Annotated in this window: 16 protein-coding genes, 1 tRNA gene and 1 riboswitch; of the genes, 7 read left to right on the forward strand and 10 right to left on the reverse strand. The window is 61.2% G+C overall.

What is annotated here, in order from left to right:
* Window positions 1-37 precede the first annotated feature (37 nt).
* A complete protein-coding gene (locus HMPREF2749_RS07540) occupies window positions 38-739 on the forward strand; it encodes a hypothetical protein (protein ID WP_070593947.1) in 702 nt (233 codons plus the stop codon).
* A gap of 165 nt (window positions 740-904) precedes the next feature.
* Here the strand turns inward: HMPREF2749_RS07540 and HMPREF2749_RS07545 are convergent, their stop codons facing one another.
* The 8 genes from HMPREF2749_RS07545 to HMPREF2749_RS07580 all read right to left on the reverse strand — a co-directional run bounded on the left by HMPREF2749_RS07545 (window position 905) and on the right by HMPREF2749_RS07580 (window position 7,619).
* Window positions 905-1,570, reverse strand: a complete 666-nt coding sequence (locus HMPREF2749_RS07545; protein ID WP_070593949.1) for a class I SAM-dependent methyltransferase — start codon at window positions 1,568-1,570, stop codon at window positions 905-907.
* Between the two features lie 181 nt (window positions 1,571-1,751).
* The gene (locus HMPREF2749_RS07550) at window positions 1,752-2,864 is read right to left on the reverse strand and encodes a MauE/DoxX family redox-associated membrane protein (protein WP_070593951.1); all 1,113 of its coding nucleotides are present in this window, start codon (window positions 2,862-2,864) and stop codon (window positions 1,752-1,754) included.
* Window positions 2,865-2,987: 123 nt separating this feature from the next.
* Entirely contained in the window at window positions 2,988-4,043 is a 1,056-nt protein-coding gene (locus tag HMPREF2749_RS07555) for a HesA/MoeB/ThiF family protein (protein ID WP_070593953.1), read from the reverse strand.
* The gene (locus HMPREF2749_RS07560; RefSeq protein ID WP_070593955.1) at window positions 4,034-4,804 is read right to left on the reverse strand and encodes a thiazole synthase; all 771 of its coding nucleotides are present in this window, start codon (window positions 4,802-4,804) and stop codon (window positions 4,034-4,036) included. The genes HMPREF2749_RS07555 and HMPREF2749_RS07560 overlap by 10 nt, the downstream gene beginning before the upstream one ends.
* A gap of 141 nt (window positions 4,805-4,945) precedes the next feature.
* Window positions 4,946-5,143, reverse strand: coding sequence for a sulfur carrier protein ThiS (thiS, locus tag HMPREF2749_RS07565; RefSeq protein ID WP_049340547.1), 198 nt, complete (start codon window positions 5,141-5,143; stop codon window positions 4,946-4,948).
* Window positions 5,144-5,191: 48 nt separating this feature from the next.
* The gene (gene thiO, locus HMPREF2749_RS07570) at window positions 5,192-6,274 is read right to left on the reverse strand and encodes a glycine oxidase ThiO (protein ID WP_070593957.1); all 1,083 of its coding nucleotides are present in this window, start codon (window positions 6,272-6,274) and stop codon (window positions 5,192-5,194) included.
* 2 nt (window positions 6,275-6,276) lie between these two features.
* A complete protein-coding gene (locus HMPREF2749_RS07575) occupies window positions 6,277-6,897 on the reverse strand; it encodes a thiamine phosphate synthase (protein WP_049352197.1) in 621 nt (206 codons plus the stop codon).
* Window positions 6,898-7,545: 648 nt separating this feature from the next.
* Window positions 7,546-7,619, reverse strand: a tRNA-Gly gene (locus HMPREF2749_RS07580).
* Between the two features lie 153 nt (window positions 7,620-7,772).
* Here HMPREF2749_RS07580 and dcd point away from each other — a divergent pair.
* Both dcd and HMPREF2749_RS07590 read left to right on the forward strand, forming a co-directional pair.
* A complete protein-coding gene (dcd, locus tag HMPREF2749_RS07585) occupies window positions 7,773-8,372 on the forward strand; it encodes a dCTP deaminase (protein ID WP_005509013.1) in 600 nt (199 codons plus the stop codon).
* Window positions 8,373-8,502: 130 nt separating this feature from the next.
* Window positions 8,503-9,834: a septin family protein gene (locus tag HMPREF2749_RS07590; RefSeq protein ID WP_070593959.1), complete on the forward strand. Its 1,332-nt coding sequence runs from the start codon at window positions 8,503-8,505 to the stop codon at window positions 9,832-9,834.
* A gap of 163 nt (window positions 9,835-9,997) precedes the next feature.
* Here HMPREF2749_RS07590 and HMPREF2749_RS07595 read toward each other — a convergent pair whose 3' ends face one another.
* Complete coding sequence (locus HMPREF2749_RS07595) at window positions 9,998-11,434, reverse strand: MFS transporter (RefSeq protein ID WP_070593961.1); 1,437 nt, start codon at window positions 11,432-11,434, stop codon at window positions 9,998-10,000.
* A gap of 160 nt (window positions 11,435-11,594) precedes the next feature.
* Window positions 11,595-11,828 (reverse strand): DUF4235 domain-containing protein, encoded by a 234-nt coding sequence (locus HMPREF2749_RS07600; protein WP_049347564.1) that lies wholly within the window; start codon window positions 11,826-11,828, stop codon window positions 11,595-11,597.
* 267 nt (window positions 11,829-12,095) lie between these two features.
* A riboswitch (TPP riboswitch) is annotated at window positions 12,096-12,196 on the forward strand.
* Between the two features lie 58 nt (window positions 12,197-12,254).
* On the opposite strand from HMPREF2749_RS07600, the gene HMPREF2749_RS07605 reads away from it, so the two are divergent.
* The 4 genes from HMPREF2749_RS07605 to HMPREF2749_RS07620 all read left to right on the forward strand — a co-directional run bounded on the left by HMPREF2749_RS07605 (window position 12,255) and on the right by HMPREF2749_RS07620 (window position 16,600).
* Window positions 12,255-12,887: an ECF transporter S component gene (locus tag HMPREF2749_RS07605; protein WP_049350529.1), complete on the forward strand. Its 633-nt coding sequence runs from the start codon at window positions 12,255-12,257 to the stop codon at window positions 12,885-12,887.
* Between the two features lie 102 nt (window positions 12,888-12,989).
* Window positions 12,990-14,606, forward strand: a complete 1,617-nt coding sequence (locus tag HMPREF2749_RS07610; protein ID WP_070593963.1) for an ABC transporter ATP-binding protein — start codon at window positions 12,990-12,992, stop codon at window positions 14,604-14,606.
* Window positions 14,603-15,400: an energy-coupling factor transporter transmembrane component T family protein gene (locus HMPREF2749_RS07615; RefSeq protein WP_070593965.1), complete on the forward strand. Its 798-nt coding sequence runs from the start codon at window positions 14,603-14,605 to the stop codon at window positions 15,398-15,400. Before HMPREF2749_RS07610 ends, HMPREF2749_RS07615 begins: the two co-directional genes overlap by 4 nt.
* A 297-nt stretch (window positions 15,401-15,697) precedes the next feature.
* Window positions 15,698-16,600, forward strand: coding sequence for an aminotransferase class IV (locus HMPREF2749_RS07620; protein WP_005509006.1), 903 nt, complete (start codon window positions 15,698-15,700; stop codon window positions 16,598-16,600).
* Window positions 16,601-16,731 lie beyond the last annotated feature (131 nt).

The raw sequence follows: 16,731 nt of genomic DNA on the forward strand, positions 1-16,731 counted from the left end.
CTAGGTTTCACGCACCGCACACACTAAAGTTGTGTATATGGCAGAACGCGCTCACGAAGTCCCCGCCAAATACGGCGAAGTCAACGAACTATTCCACCCCCGCATGCGCTCCTACGGCAGGCGCATCGAAGCGGCACTCCCCGGCACCATCGTGCTCCTCGCCGCGCTCGCCTTCATCCTCTACAAGCGACCCGCCCTGCCGTACACCATCCTCGTACTGCTCATCGGCACCATCGCAGGCGTAAACCTCTACTCAGTCCTCAAACCCACCATCATCGTCATCACCAAAACCCACGTGCTCCGCGCACGCACCTTCGGCTGGTTCGCCGTACCCCTCGAAAATATCGACCACACTATCTACGCCGAAAAGCTCTACCCCAAAAAAGCCTACGGCCAGAAACTCAAAACCGTCGCCGGCCGCCTACGCTACCGCAGCTTCCCCGCCATGTGGGCCGTCGACAAAGACGGCAAACAGCTCATGCGCATCGACGGCCGCGTCTGGGACGGCAAAACCATGCGAGAAGTCTCCTCCAAACTCTCCGCCCAAACCACCATCTACAAACAGATTAACGTGGTCAACATGGACAAAGAACACAAGGGACTCATCACCTTCAACGAGCTGCACCCCGGCTGGCGCTCCAGCCTTATGACCGCACTCGCCGTCATCATCGTGGCAATCCTCTTCGCCGCATCCTTCATGCCCGAAGAACTCGCACGCACCATCTACCTCATCCACTAGAACACCCGTTCTTCAACGGTGCTTCTTTTCGGATGCGCATCTTCAGGACGCGCAAAGGCCCGGCACCCACCCCACACGGGGTAGGCGCCGGGCCATTTGTATGCCTAACTCAAGACGCACTGCACGCTAGCTCAAAACGCACTGCGCCCAGTTTTAGATGCGAGCCTAGTTCGCCGGGCGCGACAGCACCGCCACCAAAAACTCCGAAGAACCCTCCACAAACGGGTGCATCTGCCATGAAGAGTAGGTGTTATCCACGTTCAGGCCAACCTCGCGGGCATCCGCCAAAAACTGCTCAAACGCATAATCACGGCCCGGACCCGAACCATAACCCACGACAGCGCGGCCACCCGGCGCCAACACGCGACGGAAATTCTCCACCACCGGCTTACGAGTCGAACGAGCCAAGAAACCCATCACATTACCCGCACACACCAGCAGCTCAAAACCATTCTCCGCCGTAGCCTCACCCTCAATGCCCAGCACCTCCGGCAAATCCACCAAATCGGCAGTAATCCACGTAGCATCCGGGCAGACGCGGCGCGCCTCCTCAATCAGCTCAGGATCAATATCCACACCCGTCACACGGTGACCCAACGCGTGTAGCTGCTTACCCACACGACCGGGACCCGAACCCGCATCAAGAATCTTCGCACCGCGAGAAGCCATAGCGTTCAACAGACGAGACTCACCCGCCATATCATTACCCTCAGCCTCCATCGCCTTAAAACGGTCAATGTACCACTGAGAATGATTCGGGTTGCTCTCCTTGCGGACCAGCCACAAGGACTTCTCACGCTCGCCCGGAGCGTTGAAACTCATCATTGCCATAAAAACTCCTTAGACAGGGTTGAGGATGCGCCAACCGCCACCAGGCAAGGTGACCGCGGCATATAAGCGGTGTGTGCGCTACGTTCTAGCATAGCCCCACCCGGCACCTGCGGGTAAGGGCAGTAAGAGCCGGATGGGGCTATCGGGACAGTACGAAAAGCAGAGAAGCTACAGGGGACGGTTAGAGGTGGTCGCCGCCAGTATTCGACGTATCCTCAGCAAGCGCCTTACGCATCTGCTCTTCACGCTCCTCCTCAGCCAAACGAGCAGCCTCAGCGAACTGCTCCTCAATATCAGTCAGCAGCGCCTCAACCTGCTCATTACCAGCCACCGGGCCGCCAGCAATCAGACCATCAGCACCCAAAACCACAGCCAATGGCACACCATTACCAAAATTCGCGCGCGAACCCGCCTCACGGTCAATCAACGGAGTCAAACCCTCCGGCAACGTACCCGCATTACGCGAGGTCTGCAACGACTCCAGGCTCGAATACACCGGATGCAACGCCACCTGCGGCAGACGCTCCTGCCACGAAGCCATCGTCTTCAAAAACTTCACACAACCAGCGCAGGTCGCCGACACAAACACCAGCACACGCGCCTGATTCTTAGCCAACGCACGCATATTCGTGTGACGGCCATTCTCCAGGTACAGCGCCGCATGCGGAATCGGCATGCGAACATACTGCTCCTCACCGTTCTCGTCATACACCGGCTCCGGCAAAATCACCTCAGCCTGCGGCTCCGGCTGCGCAAGAGCATCACCGCGGCGAACAGCCTCCAACGTCACAGCAATCAGCGCCGCACCAAAAACCCAAGTCCAGCCGCTATTACCCAGACCCAGCAGAGTCGACACAACGCCCGTGCCGCCCCTCAACGCGCTCGCATGCGCACCAGCCGCCGCCAACAGCAGCGCAATATTACGGACCAGCGTGTAACGGCTCACCGGCGCATTCGACTCAGAACCGAAACAATTACAACCCGCAGTACGACCCGTCGCCAGCGCGCGCGCAATCACCACCGTATAGAACAGCATCAGAATCAGCGCCAAACCTGAAGCAATCACCGCAGGCAAACGCACCGGCGACAGCAGCAGAACGGCGGCTAGGGCGATCTCGAACCACGGCAAAATCAGCGACACCGCACGGGTCGGCGCGATCTTCTCCAAACCAAGATTCTGAATACCGGTCACGGTACTCTGCGGGTCCTTCGCCTTAGCAATACCGCTAATCAACAAAGTCAACGCAACAAGTGCCGTACACAAAACAAGCGGCACAGTAGAGACGGTGAGCATAAAACTCCTAGAGTGAGTGTGCGAAAACAGGAGGCGGCAGCGGCAGTTTTTAGGCAGAACAAACCGCGCGACGAGCCGCCGTGTTATACACGATTTTACGCCCTGCACATGGGGAAACCATCTCTACAGTGCCGTGAGGCGCACCCCGTACTCGCCCGCCAGCTCCGCGTACGCCTGCACAAAGCGCTGCGCTCGCGCACCCGAGGCACAGAAAACGCCCACACGCTGATCACGCACCGACTCAAACAAGCTCAGCAGCTCCGCGGGCACGTCGGTTGCCGGCAACAGCGACCCCTCAGCGTCGCTCAGCTGCGATAGCGGCAGATGCAACGAACCCTCATGCTTCACCGACTCTTCACGCTCGGGCACCTCACGCACATCCAGCAGAACCTGCGGAACATCATGCGCCGACAAATCCACCGGCACCACACGCGCCGGATCCGGCACCGCCCCAAACGACGTACACGTACCCGACAAGGCATCATACGTCAGCAGAGTACCCGCCGCCGTCGGCAAACCACTCACAAACTTGAGCACCTCCGTCGCCATCAGCGAACCCACCACAGCTGTTGTCGCACCCAACACCCCGGCAAGCGCACACGACTCCACCGTCTGCGGAATCGTCGGAAAAATATCACGCAAATGCGCGCCATCCGGCTCAAAAAGACTCACCGACCCGCCAAAACGCAAAACCGTGCCCCACACCAGCGGCAGACCCGCAAGCTGCGCGGCATCCGCAATCAGATACTTCGACGCAAATGTATCCGTACAATCCACCACACAATCCGGTGCCGAGGCGGCGAAAAGATCCAAAATCCAGGACGCATCCACATGCCGAATCGTTGTCTCAACCGTCAACGACGGGCACAGCTCCAGGGCACGGCGCGCCGCAACCTCCGCCTTCGGCTCACCCACATCAGGCACACCAAAAAGCGGCTGACGCTGAATATTCGACAGCTCCACCGAATCAGAATCCACAATATGCAGATACCCCACACCAGCCGCCGCCAACGCCTGCACCACCGGACAACCCAAACCACCAGCACCAATTACCAACACGCGGGCAGCCGCCACCGCATCCTGATCAAAGCCCGGCAGGCGACGCTGACGGTCCGTGCGCTCGCGATCCAGGCGCGCATGCTCCGGATTCACCGGGGTAGGGGCAAGGTTTACATCCACGAGACAAAACCCTCCGACGGCGACGACGCCTTCGCGTGCTCACGCACCGGAATACGGCCGGCCTCACGCGCCAACGCGCCCGCCTGCACCGCAAACTTCATCGCCTGAGCCATCGCCACCGGATCCTCAGCACGATTCACCGCCGACGCCAACAACACCGCATCACAACCCAGCTCCATCGCCAGCGCCGCGTCGGAGGCGGTACCCACGCCGGCATCCAGAACCACCGGAACCTGCGCGCGAGAAGCAATCAGCTCAATATTGTGCGGGTTCAAAATGCCCAGACCGGTACCAATCGGCGCGCCCAACGGCATAACCGCCGCAACGCCCGCATCCTCCAGGCGAGCTGCAGCCACCGGATCGTCAGAGGTGTACGCGAGCACCGTGAAATCCTCAGCCACCAGCTGCTCGCAAGCGGTCAGCAGCTCCACGGTGTCCGGCAGCAGGGTGTCTTCGTCGTGGATAATCTCAACCTTCACCCAGGAAGTGCCCAGCGCCTCACGGGCGAGCATCGCGGTCATCACCGCATCAGCTGCGGTGCGGCACCCTGCGGTATTGGGCAGCGGCGCAATATTGAGCTTCTGCAGAAGCGGAAAAATGGGGGTGCCTGCGGCGTGACGGCGCATGGCAACGGTCGTCATTTCGGTGCCGGAGGCGATGAGCGCCTGCTCGAGCAGGTCCATGCTGGTTGCGCCTCCGGAGCCCATGATGAGGCGGGATGTGAAGGCGCGGTCGCCGATGGTGAGCGGTGTGAGGCTCATGGTGTTCTCCTCTGTGGGAACGTCTAGATAACGGGGTTTGCTGGTTGGTGCGGGGCGCTACGGTGCGCCCGGTTTAGGGAACAAAAACCGAGAATATCTGTTCTTTTTTACCGGGGGTATTTGCCGGTACAGGCTGGAAGATTAGCCGCCCTGAACGGCGGTGAGGGCATCCACCCTATCGCCCTCGCTCAGCGGCACATCCAGCCAGGTGGAACGCGGCACGATACTGCGGTTGAGCGCCACAGCCACGCCATTTTCGGTACCAAACTGGTCCATGACAAGGTCAAATACGGTGGGGGCGTTGGTGGTTAGCGGCTCACCGTTGTAGGTGATGATCATGCGAAATCCTTTCGTGAAGGTGCCGGGTGCACCCGGCGGGGACTGTGTTTAGTGGGTGAATCGTGCCGGGTCGCACGCCTGCATAATGGGCGGAATCTCAGCCCCGCAGGCGACCTCCGCGCCGACCTTGCCTGCGAGCGCGGCAAGCAGAATACCGTGACGGAAGTAGCCCGTGGACACAAGCTGGCGGGTGCCGTCAGTACGGGTGCGGTGCCCAAAGATGGGCAGGTCGTCCGGGGTGCCGGGGCGGGCGCCGACGTTCGCCTCCAGAAGCTCGCACTCTTCAACCGCGGGCACGAGCCGGATCGCGTCACGTAGCAGCTGGTGTACGCCGTCAATGGCGGGCAGCGTGCGGTGGTCTTCGCGGCTGGTCGCGCCGATGCACAGCTCCCCGTCGGGGCGGGGGATGAGGTAGACGGGGCGGGAGTTCACATAGCCGCGCACCACATGCTTAAGGATGGGTCGCGGGGCGCGCAGACGCAGAATGTCCCCGTAGACGGGTCGTAGCGGGTAGTCCCCGTGCAGTGTTGCCCCTAGTCCAGTGCAGATAATGTCGCCCGCATCCGGGTCGGTGACCCGTTCGGTGCTGAAGGTGACGCCGCGGCGGGTGAGCGCGTCTTTGAGGGCTCGCCTCATGAGCCGCGGGTGCAGCTGATGGTCACTGGGGATGCTCACGGCACCGGCAATGCGCGGCGCCAGGAGCGGTTCGAGGGCGCGCGCCTGCGTGGGGGTGACGGGGTCTGCGGGGCGGTTCATGTCCCGGTAGTAGGCGCGGGTGCGCTGCAGGTGTTCGGCGTCGGCGCGGTCGGCTGCGATGATGAGCGTGCCGGTGGTGTCGTAGCCGGTGGGCAGGTCGGTGGCGCGGCTGAGCCTTTCCATGAGGGAGGGGTAGGCGTCGGCGCTGGCGGTCATGAGCGGGAAGAGCGCATCCTGCTGGAATTGCACTTCTGCGATGGGTGCGAGCATACCGCCGGCGTAGTGGCTGGCGGCGGGGTAGAGCGCCGTGCCGTCGTCGGCGGTGCCGTAGCCGCTGGTTTCGGCGTCGATGAGGTGCACGCTTTCGCCGCGTTCGGTGAGTTCAAACGCGGTGGTGAGGCCGATGATTCCGCCGCCAATGATGGTGATGGTCATGGCTATGCCTGCAGTGCGGGGTTGTCGACGAAGGCGCGGACCATGGCGATTCCGGCAACTCCGGTGGTGCGGATGGCGGGGCAGTCTTCGGGGGTGATGTCGCCGATAGCTACGGTCGGTACGGCGGACAGTTCAGCAAGTTCGCGGAGCCCATCAATGCCGAGGGGCGGGCGGTTGGACTGCTTGGTGGGGCTGGGGCGGAACGGCCCGGTGCCGATGTAGTCGATAAGGTGCGCGATTTTGTTGGATTCTTCGACGAGCTGCCGGGTGCCGGTGGTCAGACCGATGATCGCGTCGGCGCCGAGGAGGGCGCGGGCGTCGGCTACGGGCAGGTCGTCTTGACCGATGTGCACGCCGTCAACGCGCACGCCGCGGGCACGCAACGCGAGGGCGACATCGACACGGTCGTCGATGAGGAGGGTCTGGTGCGGCTGGATGATGCCGGCGATAGCTTCGGTGAGCTGGTATAGCTCGCGCGCGCTGATGGGTTTGGACCTGACTTGGATGCAGGTGGCGTGTTTGGCTGCCCGGACGGTTTCGAGGGGGTGCTCGCCTGTGACGAGGTAGAGGTTCAGGTCGAGGGGGCGTGCTGGGGTGGTGTAGGGGTGTGTTTCGCGGTTCATGCGGGTCTACGATTCCTCGTCGAGTAGATGTTTTTTAGAAATTCTCTCATTGAATTTCTGTGGTTAGGTTAGCACAACTGTGTGGTGAGTTGAACATCCTTCAAGCGTTGTGAGGTGTGTGCGCTTGGCCCGCTATACACTTCCTTCGCTCCTGCAGGGGCACCCGCCCTCGCAGAGCTCGGGCACCCTGATGTCGCTGCAGGAAGGTATAGCGGCACCGCGCTCGCGCAGTTGCGGCAAGCCCTTTCGCGCTGAGCCCGCTGGTAGGCACCCTGACCTCCTAAGCTGAGCCACCACCTCACCCAAATACCTATCCCGTTTCCCGGTGAGCTGTCTGCGGTACCTCACCCGAGTATTCCCCACCCCGCCTCCGCGCACACCCTTCCCAAGCCGAGCAGCCCGCGGCTCGCTCCCGACGCACCCCGCACCCACTACTCCACCTCCCGGAGAGGGGAGAGGATAGTAGGGGAGAGGTCGGTATGTTCCGTCGCGACATCAGGGTGTCCGAAGCGGAGCGAGGACGGGTTCCCTGCAGGAGCAAGGAACATACCGCCTCGACCCGTCCAACCCAAGCCGCATCCTAAACTCTCAGCCCAACCACCGCATCCAACCTAAAAAATAAAGCCCCGCGACGAAGTCCGGGGCTTGTGGAGCGGCTGACGGGAATCGAACCCGCGTATCAGGCTTGGGAAGCGTGCGCTCTACCATTGAGCTACAGCCGCATCCTTTTCAGTGTATCGCGCCTGCTTGTCGAGGGCGAAATGTGTTGCGGCTGTTTGTGTGCCGGGCGCAGGGGTTGAAATGTGATGTAGGCCTGTGTGCTGGGGCTGGTGGATGCCTGCACGTGGGTGGTGTTTGCCAGGTATCCTTTAAACGTGCTTATTTCAGATCGCGATATTCGTCAAGAGATTGCTGATGGGCGCATCGTTCTTGATCCGTTCGATGAGTCGATGATTCAGCCTGCAAGTGTGGACGTGAGGATTGATCGTTTCTTCCGTCTGTTCGATAACCATAAGTACCCGCATATTGATCCTGCTCAGCCGCAGGAGGATTTGACGCGCCTGGTTGAGGTGGCTCCTGATGAGCCGTTTATTCTGCATCCGGGTGAGTTTGTGTTGGGTTCTACGTATGAGAAGGTGACGTTGCCTGATGATGTGGCTGCCCGCCTGGAGGGTAAGTCGTCGCTGGGTCGTTTGGGTCTTCTGACTCACTCTACGGCTGGTTTTATTGATCCTGGTTTTTCGGGGCATGTGACGCTTGAGTTGTCGAATATGGCGACTTTGCCGATTATGTTGTGGCCGGGTTCTAAGGTTGGTCAGTTGTGTTTCTTCCGTTTGAGTAGCCCGACTGAGCATCCGTATGGTTCTGGTGCGTATGGTAACCGTTACCAGGGTCAGCGTGGCCCGACTGCTTCGCGTAGTTATTTGAATTTTCATCAGACGATGATTCCTGCGGATGGTTCTGTGGAGTCTTAGTCTTTCCCGCTTTGGGGTGCGGGCGTGCAGGCTGTGTGTTTGTGCGCCCGCGTTGGGCGGTTTTTCGCCTGTTGTGCTCGTGCGTTCACTCGCGTGCGGGTTTTTATCTCTCACTCTCTAAGGATTTTTGATGAATCTGAAGCCTGTTGTTCTGCGTGTTGCTGGCGCGGAAGTTTCTTTGTATCTGATTGATATGTCGGACTCTTTTGTGGAGCGTTTTAAGAAGGCGTGGGAGCCTCTTGCTCCGGAGTTTTTTGATACTCCTGATGAGGCGTATGCTTCGTTGTCTCGTTTTGATCAGGTGATGTTGGTTCATGCGCCGACTGATGAGTCGGTGATGGATTTGGCGAATCCGTTGATGGGTTCGTTTGATAAGGTTTCGACGCTGCGTGTGGCTGATGATGATTCGGGTATGCAGGATCTGACGAGCCGTATTACGTTGGCGATGATTGAGCAGCTGGTTGGTCGTGGTGTGATGCTGCATGCGGCTGTTATTGGTGACCCTGAGTCGAAGCGCGCTGTTGCGCTGGTGGGTGTTTCTGGTAGCGGTAAGACGACTGCGTCGCGTTTCTTGGGTTCGAAGTTTGCGTACCTGACTGATGAGACTGCGATTATTTCGGATGAGGGCGTTGTGTCGCCGTATCCGAAGCCGTTGTCTGTGATTGTTGACCCGAATGCGCCGAAGGATCAGCAGAACCCGGTGGATTTGGGCCTGAACGTGGTTGATCGTGATGACCTCAGCTATGAGCTGTCGCGTATTGTGTTCATTTCTCGTGATGAGTCGGCTTCGGAGCCGTATTTTGAGCGTGTTCCGCTGCACGAGGCTCTGGTGTTCTTGAGTGAGCAGAGCTCGGGTCTGGCGCGTCACCCTGAGGGTGTTGTGTCGCTGGCTAAGCTGGTGGAGCGTTGCGGTGGCGTGTGGCGCCTGGTGTACTCGGAGGTTGAGGATACTTTGCCGCTGGTTCAGGATCTGCTGAATGGCGGTGAGCTGCCGAATGCTGATGAGGTTGAGAGCCTGGAGAAGTACACGGTTGAGGATCACCTGCCGGGTGTGTTCTTGAACGGTACGATTGCGGTTTCTCGTATGCCGGGTACTTCGGGTGTGCGTGTGGGTGAGGACGGCCCGTTCTTGCTGCTGTGTGACACTGAGCTGAATGAGCTGTCTGATTTTGCGGCTGAGTGCTGGCTGCAGGCTGAGGGCGACATTTCGTACGATGACCTGTTTGCGCGTCTGGCTGAGATCTTTGAGGGTCTGCCTGCGGAGGCGTATGACGAGAACCTGAGCGCTCTGGCGGCTGGTTCGATGCTGTGGGTTCGTGTGATTGATGATCCGCTGATTGATGACGCGACCTGGGCTCAGCTGACCAGCGATGAGGTTCTTGATGAGGAGGAGCAGCAGATTGCGCTGGATTCCTCTGAGGACGCTGTTTCTGATGATGAGGACGACGTGGTGGAGGACTAGCCGCCGCGGCTCTCCGCTGATGAGCACCGCCGAATAAGCACTGCTTAAGCACGAAGGAGGGGCGGGTAGAAGATGATCTTCTACCCGCCCCTCCTGTTGCGTTCGCGAGGTTGCGTTTGCGGGGTGCGGAGAGCTTAGCCCCGCGCAGCCTTACTGAGCCGCTTTACTGGCCAGCCTTGTCGCGGCGCTTCTGTTCACGCTTCTGCTCGCGGCGAGCCGCACGCATACGCAGCGGACCGGGCGCCTTCACCGGCAGCAGCAGGAGCAGACCCGCCACCACAACAATCAGAATACCGAGCACACCCCAAATCTGCGCGCCCATGATGCTCACGCACAGACCGAACAGCATCGGCGCCAGGAAGCTGGTGGCACGACCGGTGGTCGAGTACAGACCGAACAGCTCACCCTCAGTGCCGGGGTCCGCCAGACGCGCCAGGAAGGTGCGGGACGCCGACTGCGCCGGACCCACGAACAGGCACAGCAGCAGGGCGCATACCCAGAACACGCCCGGTTCGGGGAAGAACATCAGCGGGGTAGCCGCCAAGATAATGCCGACCAGCGAGATAACAATAATCGCCTTCGGGCCCAGGTAGTCATCCAGGTAGCCGCCCAGGATCGCGCCAGCCGCCGCGACAGCGCTACCGGCAATACCGAACAGGATCACCTCGGAAGTGCTGAAACCGAACGTGCCCGCCGCAAGAATACCGCCGAACGTAAAAATACCGGACAGACCATCACGGAACACCGCCGAAGCAATCAGGAACCACAGGGTCTGCGGGGACGTCATCTTCAGCCGCTTAATGGTGCGCCACAGCGCCTTGTAGGAGGCGAGCAGACCGCCCTGACGAGCAGGGGAGAAACGCTCCAGACCCAGCTCCAGGAAACGTAGCTCGCGGGTGGGTAGCACCTCCGGCAGGAAGCGCTCGCGGGTGCGCATACGCACCAGCAGGGGCACACAGAAGATGAGGCACCATGCGGCGGCGAACAGTGCAACCGCACGGATATTCAGGGCGTTCTCGGTGGTCAGGCCGAGCACCTCGGGGGTAAGCACAAAACCCCACAGCACCACAGCCAGCGCCAGGATGCCGCCAATGTAGCCGGCAGCCCATCCAGCGCCCGAAATCTTACCGATATTGTCCGGGTTAGAGATGCGCGGCAGCACGGCGTTATAGTTCACGTACGCGAACTCGCTGAACACGCTCGCTGCAGAAATCAGGGCGACACCCAGCCACAGGTACTGCGGGGTGGGAGCCACGAAGAAGCACGCCGCCATCGAAGCGACCAGCAGTAGCGTGTTCACGCCGAGCCAGAAGATGCCGCGGCCAGACTTGTCGTTACGCTGACCGGTCACCGGCGCCAGAATCGCAATGAGGAACCCTGCAATGGTCAGACCCAGAGACAGCGCCGAGGAGGTCTCTTCGGGAGTGCCGAAATAGCTACTGGTCAGGTACACGGTGAAGATGAAGGTCATCATAATCGAGTCGAAGCTCGACGAACCAACATCCCACATGACCCAGGACGCGACCGAACGGCGGCTGTTCGCGTGGTCAACGACCCTACGCGGAGCCTTCGTCTTACGGCGGGGAGAAGAAATAGTCATAGTTGTGCTTTCGGATGCCGAGGTGGCGCTTCAGCGTAGCGGCGGCGTGAAACCGGCTGAAGTGGGGCGGGCGTGCTGAAGATGGAACACCAGGCGGTACGTACCGAGTGGAGATACGTACCGCCTAGTTCATGAACTTTCGCGCGGAAGGCGCAAAGTCTTAGTTGAAGAAACGACGCTGCAGGCGAGCAATACCGAAGCTCACTACAGCACCGACGACGGAGGTCAGAACGGTCCAGAGGATGACCTGACGCAGGGTGTCTTCAGAGTCGTGGGAAATGGCGGGAGGCTGGTTGCCGGTAGCCTTGGTCCAGGCTGCGCCCAGACCCTTACCAACCAGGGCAGTAGCGCCCATGTTGATACCCGCAATGGCAAGCTTAGCGACGGGGTTCATGTGTATCTCCTTAGCTGTATACGATGCGGCGTCCTGCCCGTGAACCCCTTCGGGGTTGGGTGAGAAAAGAGCGCCACTCCCTAGCGTATAGGGTTTAAGGCGTTCGTGCCGCCTTGGAGCCGCTCCGTCCCAAAATTGTACACCGTGCAATTCTGTAATGTGGGCAGAAGAAGAAAACAAAAAGCGGCAAATTGGCACGAACAGCCAGACACGCCTACAATCGAACCTGGGCTTCCACCTGCACCACAACGGTACGGACAAGGAAGCCCACAACGACAGGGGAGCGCCACCGAGGCGCTGAGAGTGCTAAGCAGACCCTCGAACCTGATCCGGTTAGTACCGGCGTAGGGAGTCGAATTTCTTCTCAATGCCCTCGTCCAATCAGAGGGCGAGGACATTCCCCTTCCAACGACGGAAGGATCACCAATGTCACAGAACGCAACCCCCGCCTCCCAGGCATCTAGCCAGGCAGAATCGAAGAAGCCGAACCTGCGCTGGCGAGTCAACGAAATCGTTATCGCCGCAGTTATCGCAGTAGCCTGCGCCGTCATCTTCTGGATCTGGGACATCGCAGTCGGCCCCGCCGCCAAAACTGCACTCGTAGCAGCACCCGAATTCCGCCCCATCGTCGCCGGCGCATGGCTGCTTGGCGGCACCCTCAGCGGCCTGCTCATCCGCAAGCCCGGTGCGGCACTCTTCGGTGAAATCGTCGCAGCATTCATCTCCGTGCTCTTCACCGGCGGCGCGTGGAGTGGTGAAATCCTGATTGCCGGCTTCTTCCAGGGCGTTGGCGCTGAAATCGCCTTCGCAATCTTCCGCTACCGTCGCTGGGACGCATTCGTAGCAGTCTTCGCCGGTGCGCTCAGCGGCCTGTTCATGGGTGTTAACGAAATCTTCATCTACTACCCCGACATGGAACCGGTCAAGGCAATCATCTACGTAGCGTGCGCCGTCATCTCCGGCGCAGTGATCGCAGGCTTCCTCGCATGGATTCTCGTGCAGAACCTCGCCAAGACCGGTGTGCTCTCCTCGCTGGCATCCGGCAAGACCCGCCGCTAACCACCAGCAACTATCCACCGGCTAGTCACTCACCACGAGTCACTCACCACGAGTCATCACTCGGCACACTACAGCAGCCACACAAAAGGCTAAGGAACCATCATGGAAGCAACACCGCGCGGGGCGCGCATCGAGCTCAACAACTTCAGCTGGCACCACCCCGGCCGCCCAGAACCCGTCATCAGCGGACTCAACCTCACCATCAACCCCGGTGAAAAAGTCCTGCTGCTGGGCACCTCCGGCGCCGGCAAATCGACGCTCCTGCACGCCATCGCCGGTGTGCTCCACGATGACGACGGCGAATCCGCCGGCGGCACCATCACCATCAACGGGCAAGCACCCGCCGAAGCGCGCGGCACCGCAGGCATGATGCAGCAGGACCCCGAATCCTCCATCGTCATGGCAACCGTCGGCAACGACGTCGCCTTCGGCCCCGAAAACCTGCGCGTACCCCGCGAAGAAATCTGGGACCGCGTCACCGAAGCCCTCACCGCAGTAGGGCTCAACCACCTGCCCCTCGACCACCCCAGCAGCGCACTATCCGGCGGGCAGAAACAGCGCCTCGGCCTGGCGGGCATCCTCTCGATGCACCCCGGCGCCATGATCCTCGACGAACCCACCGCCAACCTAGACCCCTCCGGCGTGCAGGAGGTGCGCGACAGCATCCTTTCCGCCGCGGAGGCGACTGGCGCGACCCTGCTCGTCGTAGAACACCGCGTGAGCATCTGGGCGCCGCACATGGACCGCATTATCGTGCTCGGCGAAGGCGGCACCATCACCCACGACGGCGCACCCGACACCGTGCTCACCGAAGCACGCCAAGAACTCATCGACGCGGGCGTGTGGGTACCCAACTACGTGCCGCGCGCGCCGCAGAACGGTGATATTGCGGGCGGCGACGTTGCGGGCAATAGCGAGCACGGCGAAGCGCTACTGCGCGCCGAAAACCTCAGCATCACCCGCGCACAACCCACCCCCAAACAACGACGCGCCCGCCGACGCACCATCAAACGCCTCGGCGACACCCCCGCACCTGCACCGGTTGACCTGCCCGTACTTCGCGGCGGCATCAACCTCACCCTGCACGCCGGCGAACACCTCAGCGTGCTCGGCCCCAACGGCGCCGGCAAATCAACCCTAGCCCTCACCCTCGCAGGGCTCCTCACCGCGCCCGACGGCACCCTCACCGCCACCGACGCGCTGCGTAACCACGGCGGTCAGACTGCACACTGGGACGTGCCCACCTGGACCCCCGCCCAAATGCTCAGCCGCATCGGCTACGTCTTCCAAGAACCCGAATACCAATTCATCCGCGGAACCGTACGCGAAGAACTCGAACTCGGCCCCCGCCGACTCGCCGCACTCACCCGCAACCCCCTCAACGAAGACGAGCTCGCCGCCCGCACCAATGACCTAGCTGCCCGCCTACGCCTCACCCACCTACTCGACGCGAACCCCTTCACCCTCTCCGGCGGCGAAAAACGCAGGCTCTCCGTCGCCTCCGCACTCGCCACCGCACCCAAAATCCTCATCCTCGACGAACCCACCTTCGGCCAAGACGCACGAACCTGGGCAGAACTCGTCGACCTCATCCGCGAACTACTCGCAGGCGGCACCGCCATCATCTCCATCACCCACGACGAAGACTACACCGCCGCACTCGGCGGCAACCACATCACCCTACCCGCCCTCACCACCCCCGGAAAGGAGAACGCATGAACACCGACTTCTTCGGCACCATCGACCGAACCAGCTACTTCAGCAACCTCAACGCCGGCGTAAAACTCATCGTCTCCTTCACCCTCATCATCGCCGCACTCATCGTGCGCGACCCCCTCACCTCCGGAATCCTCTTCGCCCTCGAACTCCTCGGATTCATCCTCGTCGGATTCCGACCCGTCAACGTCCTCACCCGCTTCTGGCCCATCCTCATCGCCGTCATCACCACCGGCTGGTCTGTCGCCATGCTCAGCGCCAAAACCGGCGACGTGATCCTCAACCTCGGCTTCAACACCATCACCACCGACTCCGCAGCCGTCGGCGCAGCCATGATGATCCGCTCCCTCGCCATGGTCCTACCCACCCTCGCATTCGTACTCACCACCGACCCGACCGACCTCGGCGACTCCCTCGCACAAACCTTCAAACTACCCTCCCGGTTCGTGCTCGCCACCGTCGCCGCACTCCGCCTCGTCGGCATCCTCTTCGCCGAATGGAACGCCCTCGGCCAAGCACGACGCGCCCGCGGACTCGGCGCAGGCCAATCCCTCATTGGGCGTGCACAAACTTTTGGTGGGCAAAGCTTCGCCCTGCTCGTGCAGGCTATCCGCCGCGGCTCCCGCCTCGCCATCACCATGGAGGCGCGCGGCTTCGGCGCGGGCGAACGCACCTGGGCTCGTGTGCCGTCCTATTCGCCGCGTGATGTGCATGTGAGCATTGCTGCCGCCGTCATTATCGCTGTTGCGTACGGTGCATCTATTGCGGCGGGTACGATTCAGTTCCTCTGGGCCTAGACCGTTCCGTTTCTGGTTTCGCTTTCGTGGTTCCGCTTGGGAAGCGGTATTCGCCCTCGTTCCTACAGGGAACCCGTCCTCGCTTCGCTTCGGGCACCCTGATGTCACTACGGACGATACCGTCTTCCCGCGCTGGGACACGGGTAGGGAGGCGCCCGCACTCTTCCTTCGCTGCGGAGAGCGTCCGGGCTGACACCCTGAGGGCGCTTCCGGAAAATGCGGCTACACCCGCTACTACTGAACAGGAAGGTACGGCACCTCCTGCCTACGGTTCGGCTGCGAACGTACAATAAGACTATGTCTAGTACCGTAATTCTTCTGAACGAGCAGAACCCGCAGGGCATCTTCGTTGACCCGTCCGTGCCCCTCATCAGCGTTGATGATCAGGGCTTCACCCGCGGCGACGGCGTCTTCGAGACTATGCTGTCCGTCAATCGTCGCGTGCGTAAGCTCGGCATGCACCTATCCCGCCTCGAATCCTCGGCGCGTATGCTGGATCTGCCCGACCCGGAACCCGAGATTCTGCGTTCGGCGGTGGAGCGCCTCATGCGTGAGGCGACCGCCGGTGCCGAGACTGCGCTGGGTGAAGAGCACATCGTGAAAATCATTATTTCGCGCGGCCCCACCCAGGCGGTGACCTCCATGCAGCCGGGCCCGTACACGCTGATTATGGCGTCGCCGGTGCCCGCCTCCATCGTGAAGCGCCGCACCGAGGGCGTGAAGGCGATGCTGCTGCCGCGCGGCCACGAGCCGATGGACAACAGCGCCTACCCGTGGCTTCTGGCGGGTGCGAAGACCCTCTCCTACGCGGTGAACATGGCGGTCCTGCGGTACGTTCAGGAGCGCGGCGCGGATGACGCAATCTTCATCACTGACGAGCGTCGCGTGCTGGAGGGTGCCACCTCTTCGGTGCTGGTTGCCAAGATTGAGGACGGCAAGAAGGTGCTGTATACGCCCGAGCCGAGCCACGGCATCCTTCCCGGCACCACGCAGGGCGCTGTGTTCGAGGCGGCACGCCAGGCCGGCTGGGAGCTGGGCTTCGGTCCGCTCTACCCGCAGGATTTGTTTGAGTCGGACGGCGTGTGGTTGGCGTCGTCGGTGCGTCTGATTGCGCCGGTGACTCACCTGAACGGCACGGCGCTGGCGCATGACCCGGAGCTGACCGCGACGCTGTTGAACTACCTGGCGCAGCAGAGCTAAACGCGTACAAAAAGGGACGGTATTATCCGAGCGAGGATAATACCGTCCCTTTGTGCTGTCTACGGTCAAGGGCAGGAGGTGCGTGTATCTTCCTGACGCGACATCAGGGTGCCCGAAGCGAAGCGAGGGCG

This window comes from Rothia sp. HMSC075F09, assembly GCF_001810515.1.
GTDB lineage: Bacteria > Actinomycetota > Actinomycetes > Actinomycetales > Micrococcaceae > Rothia.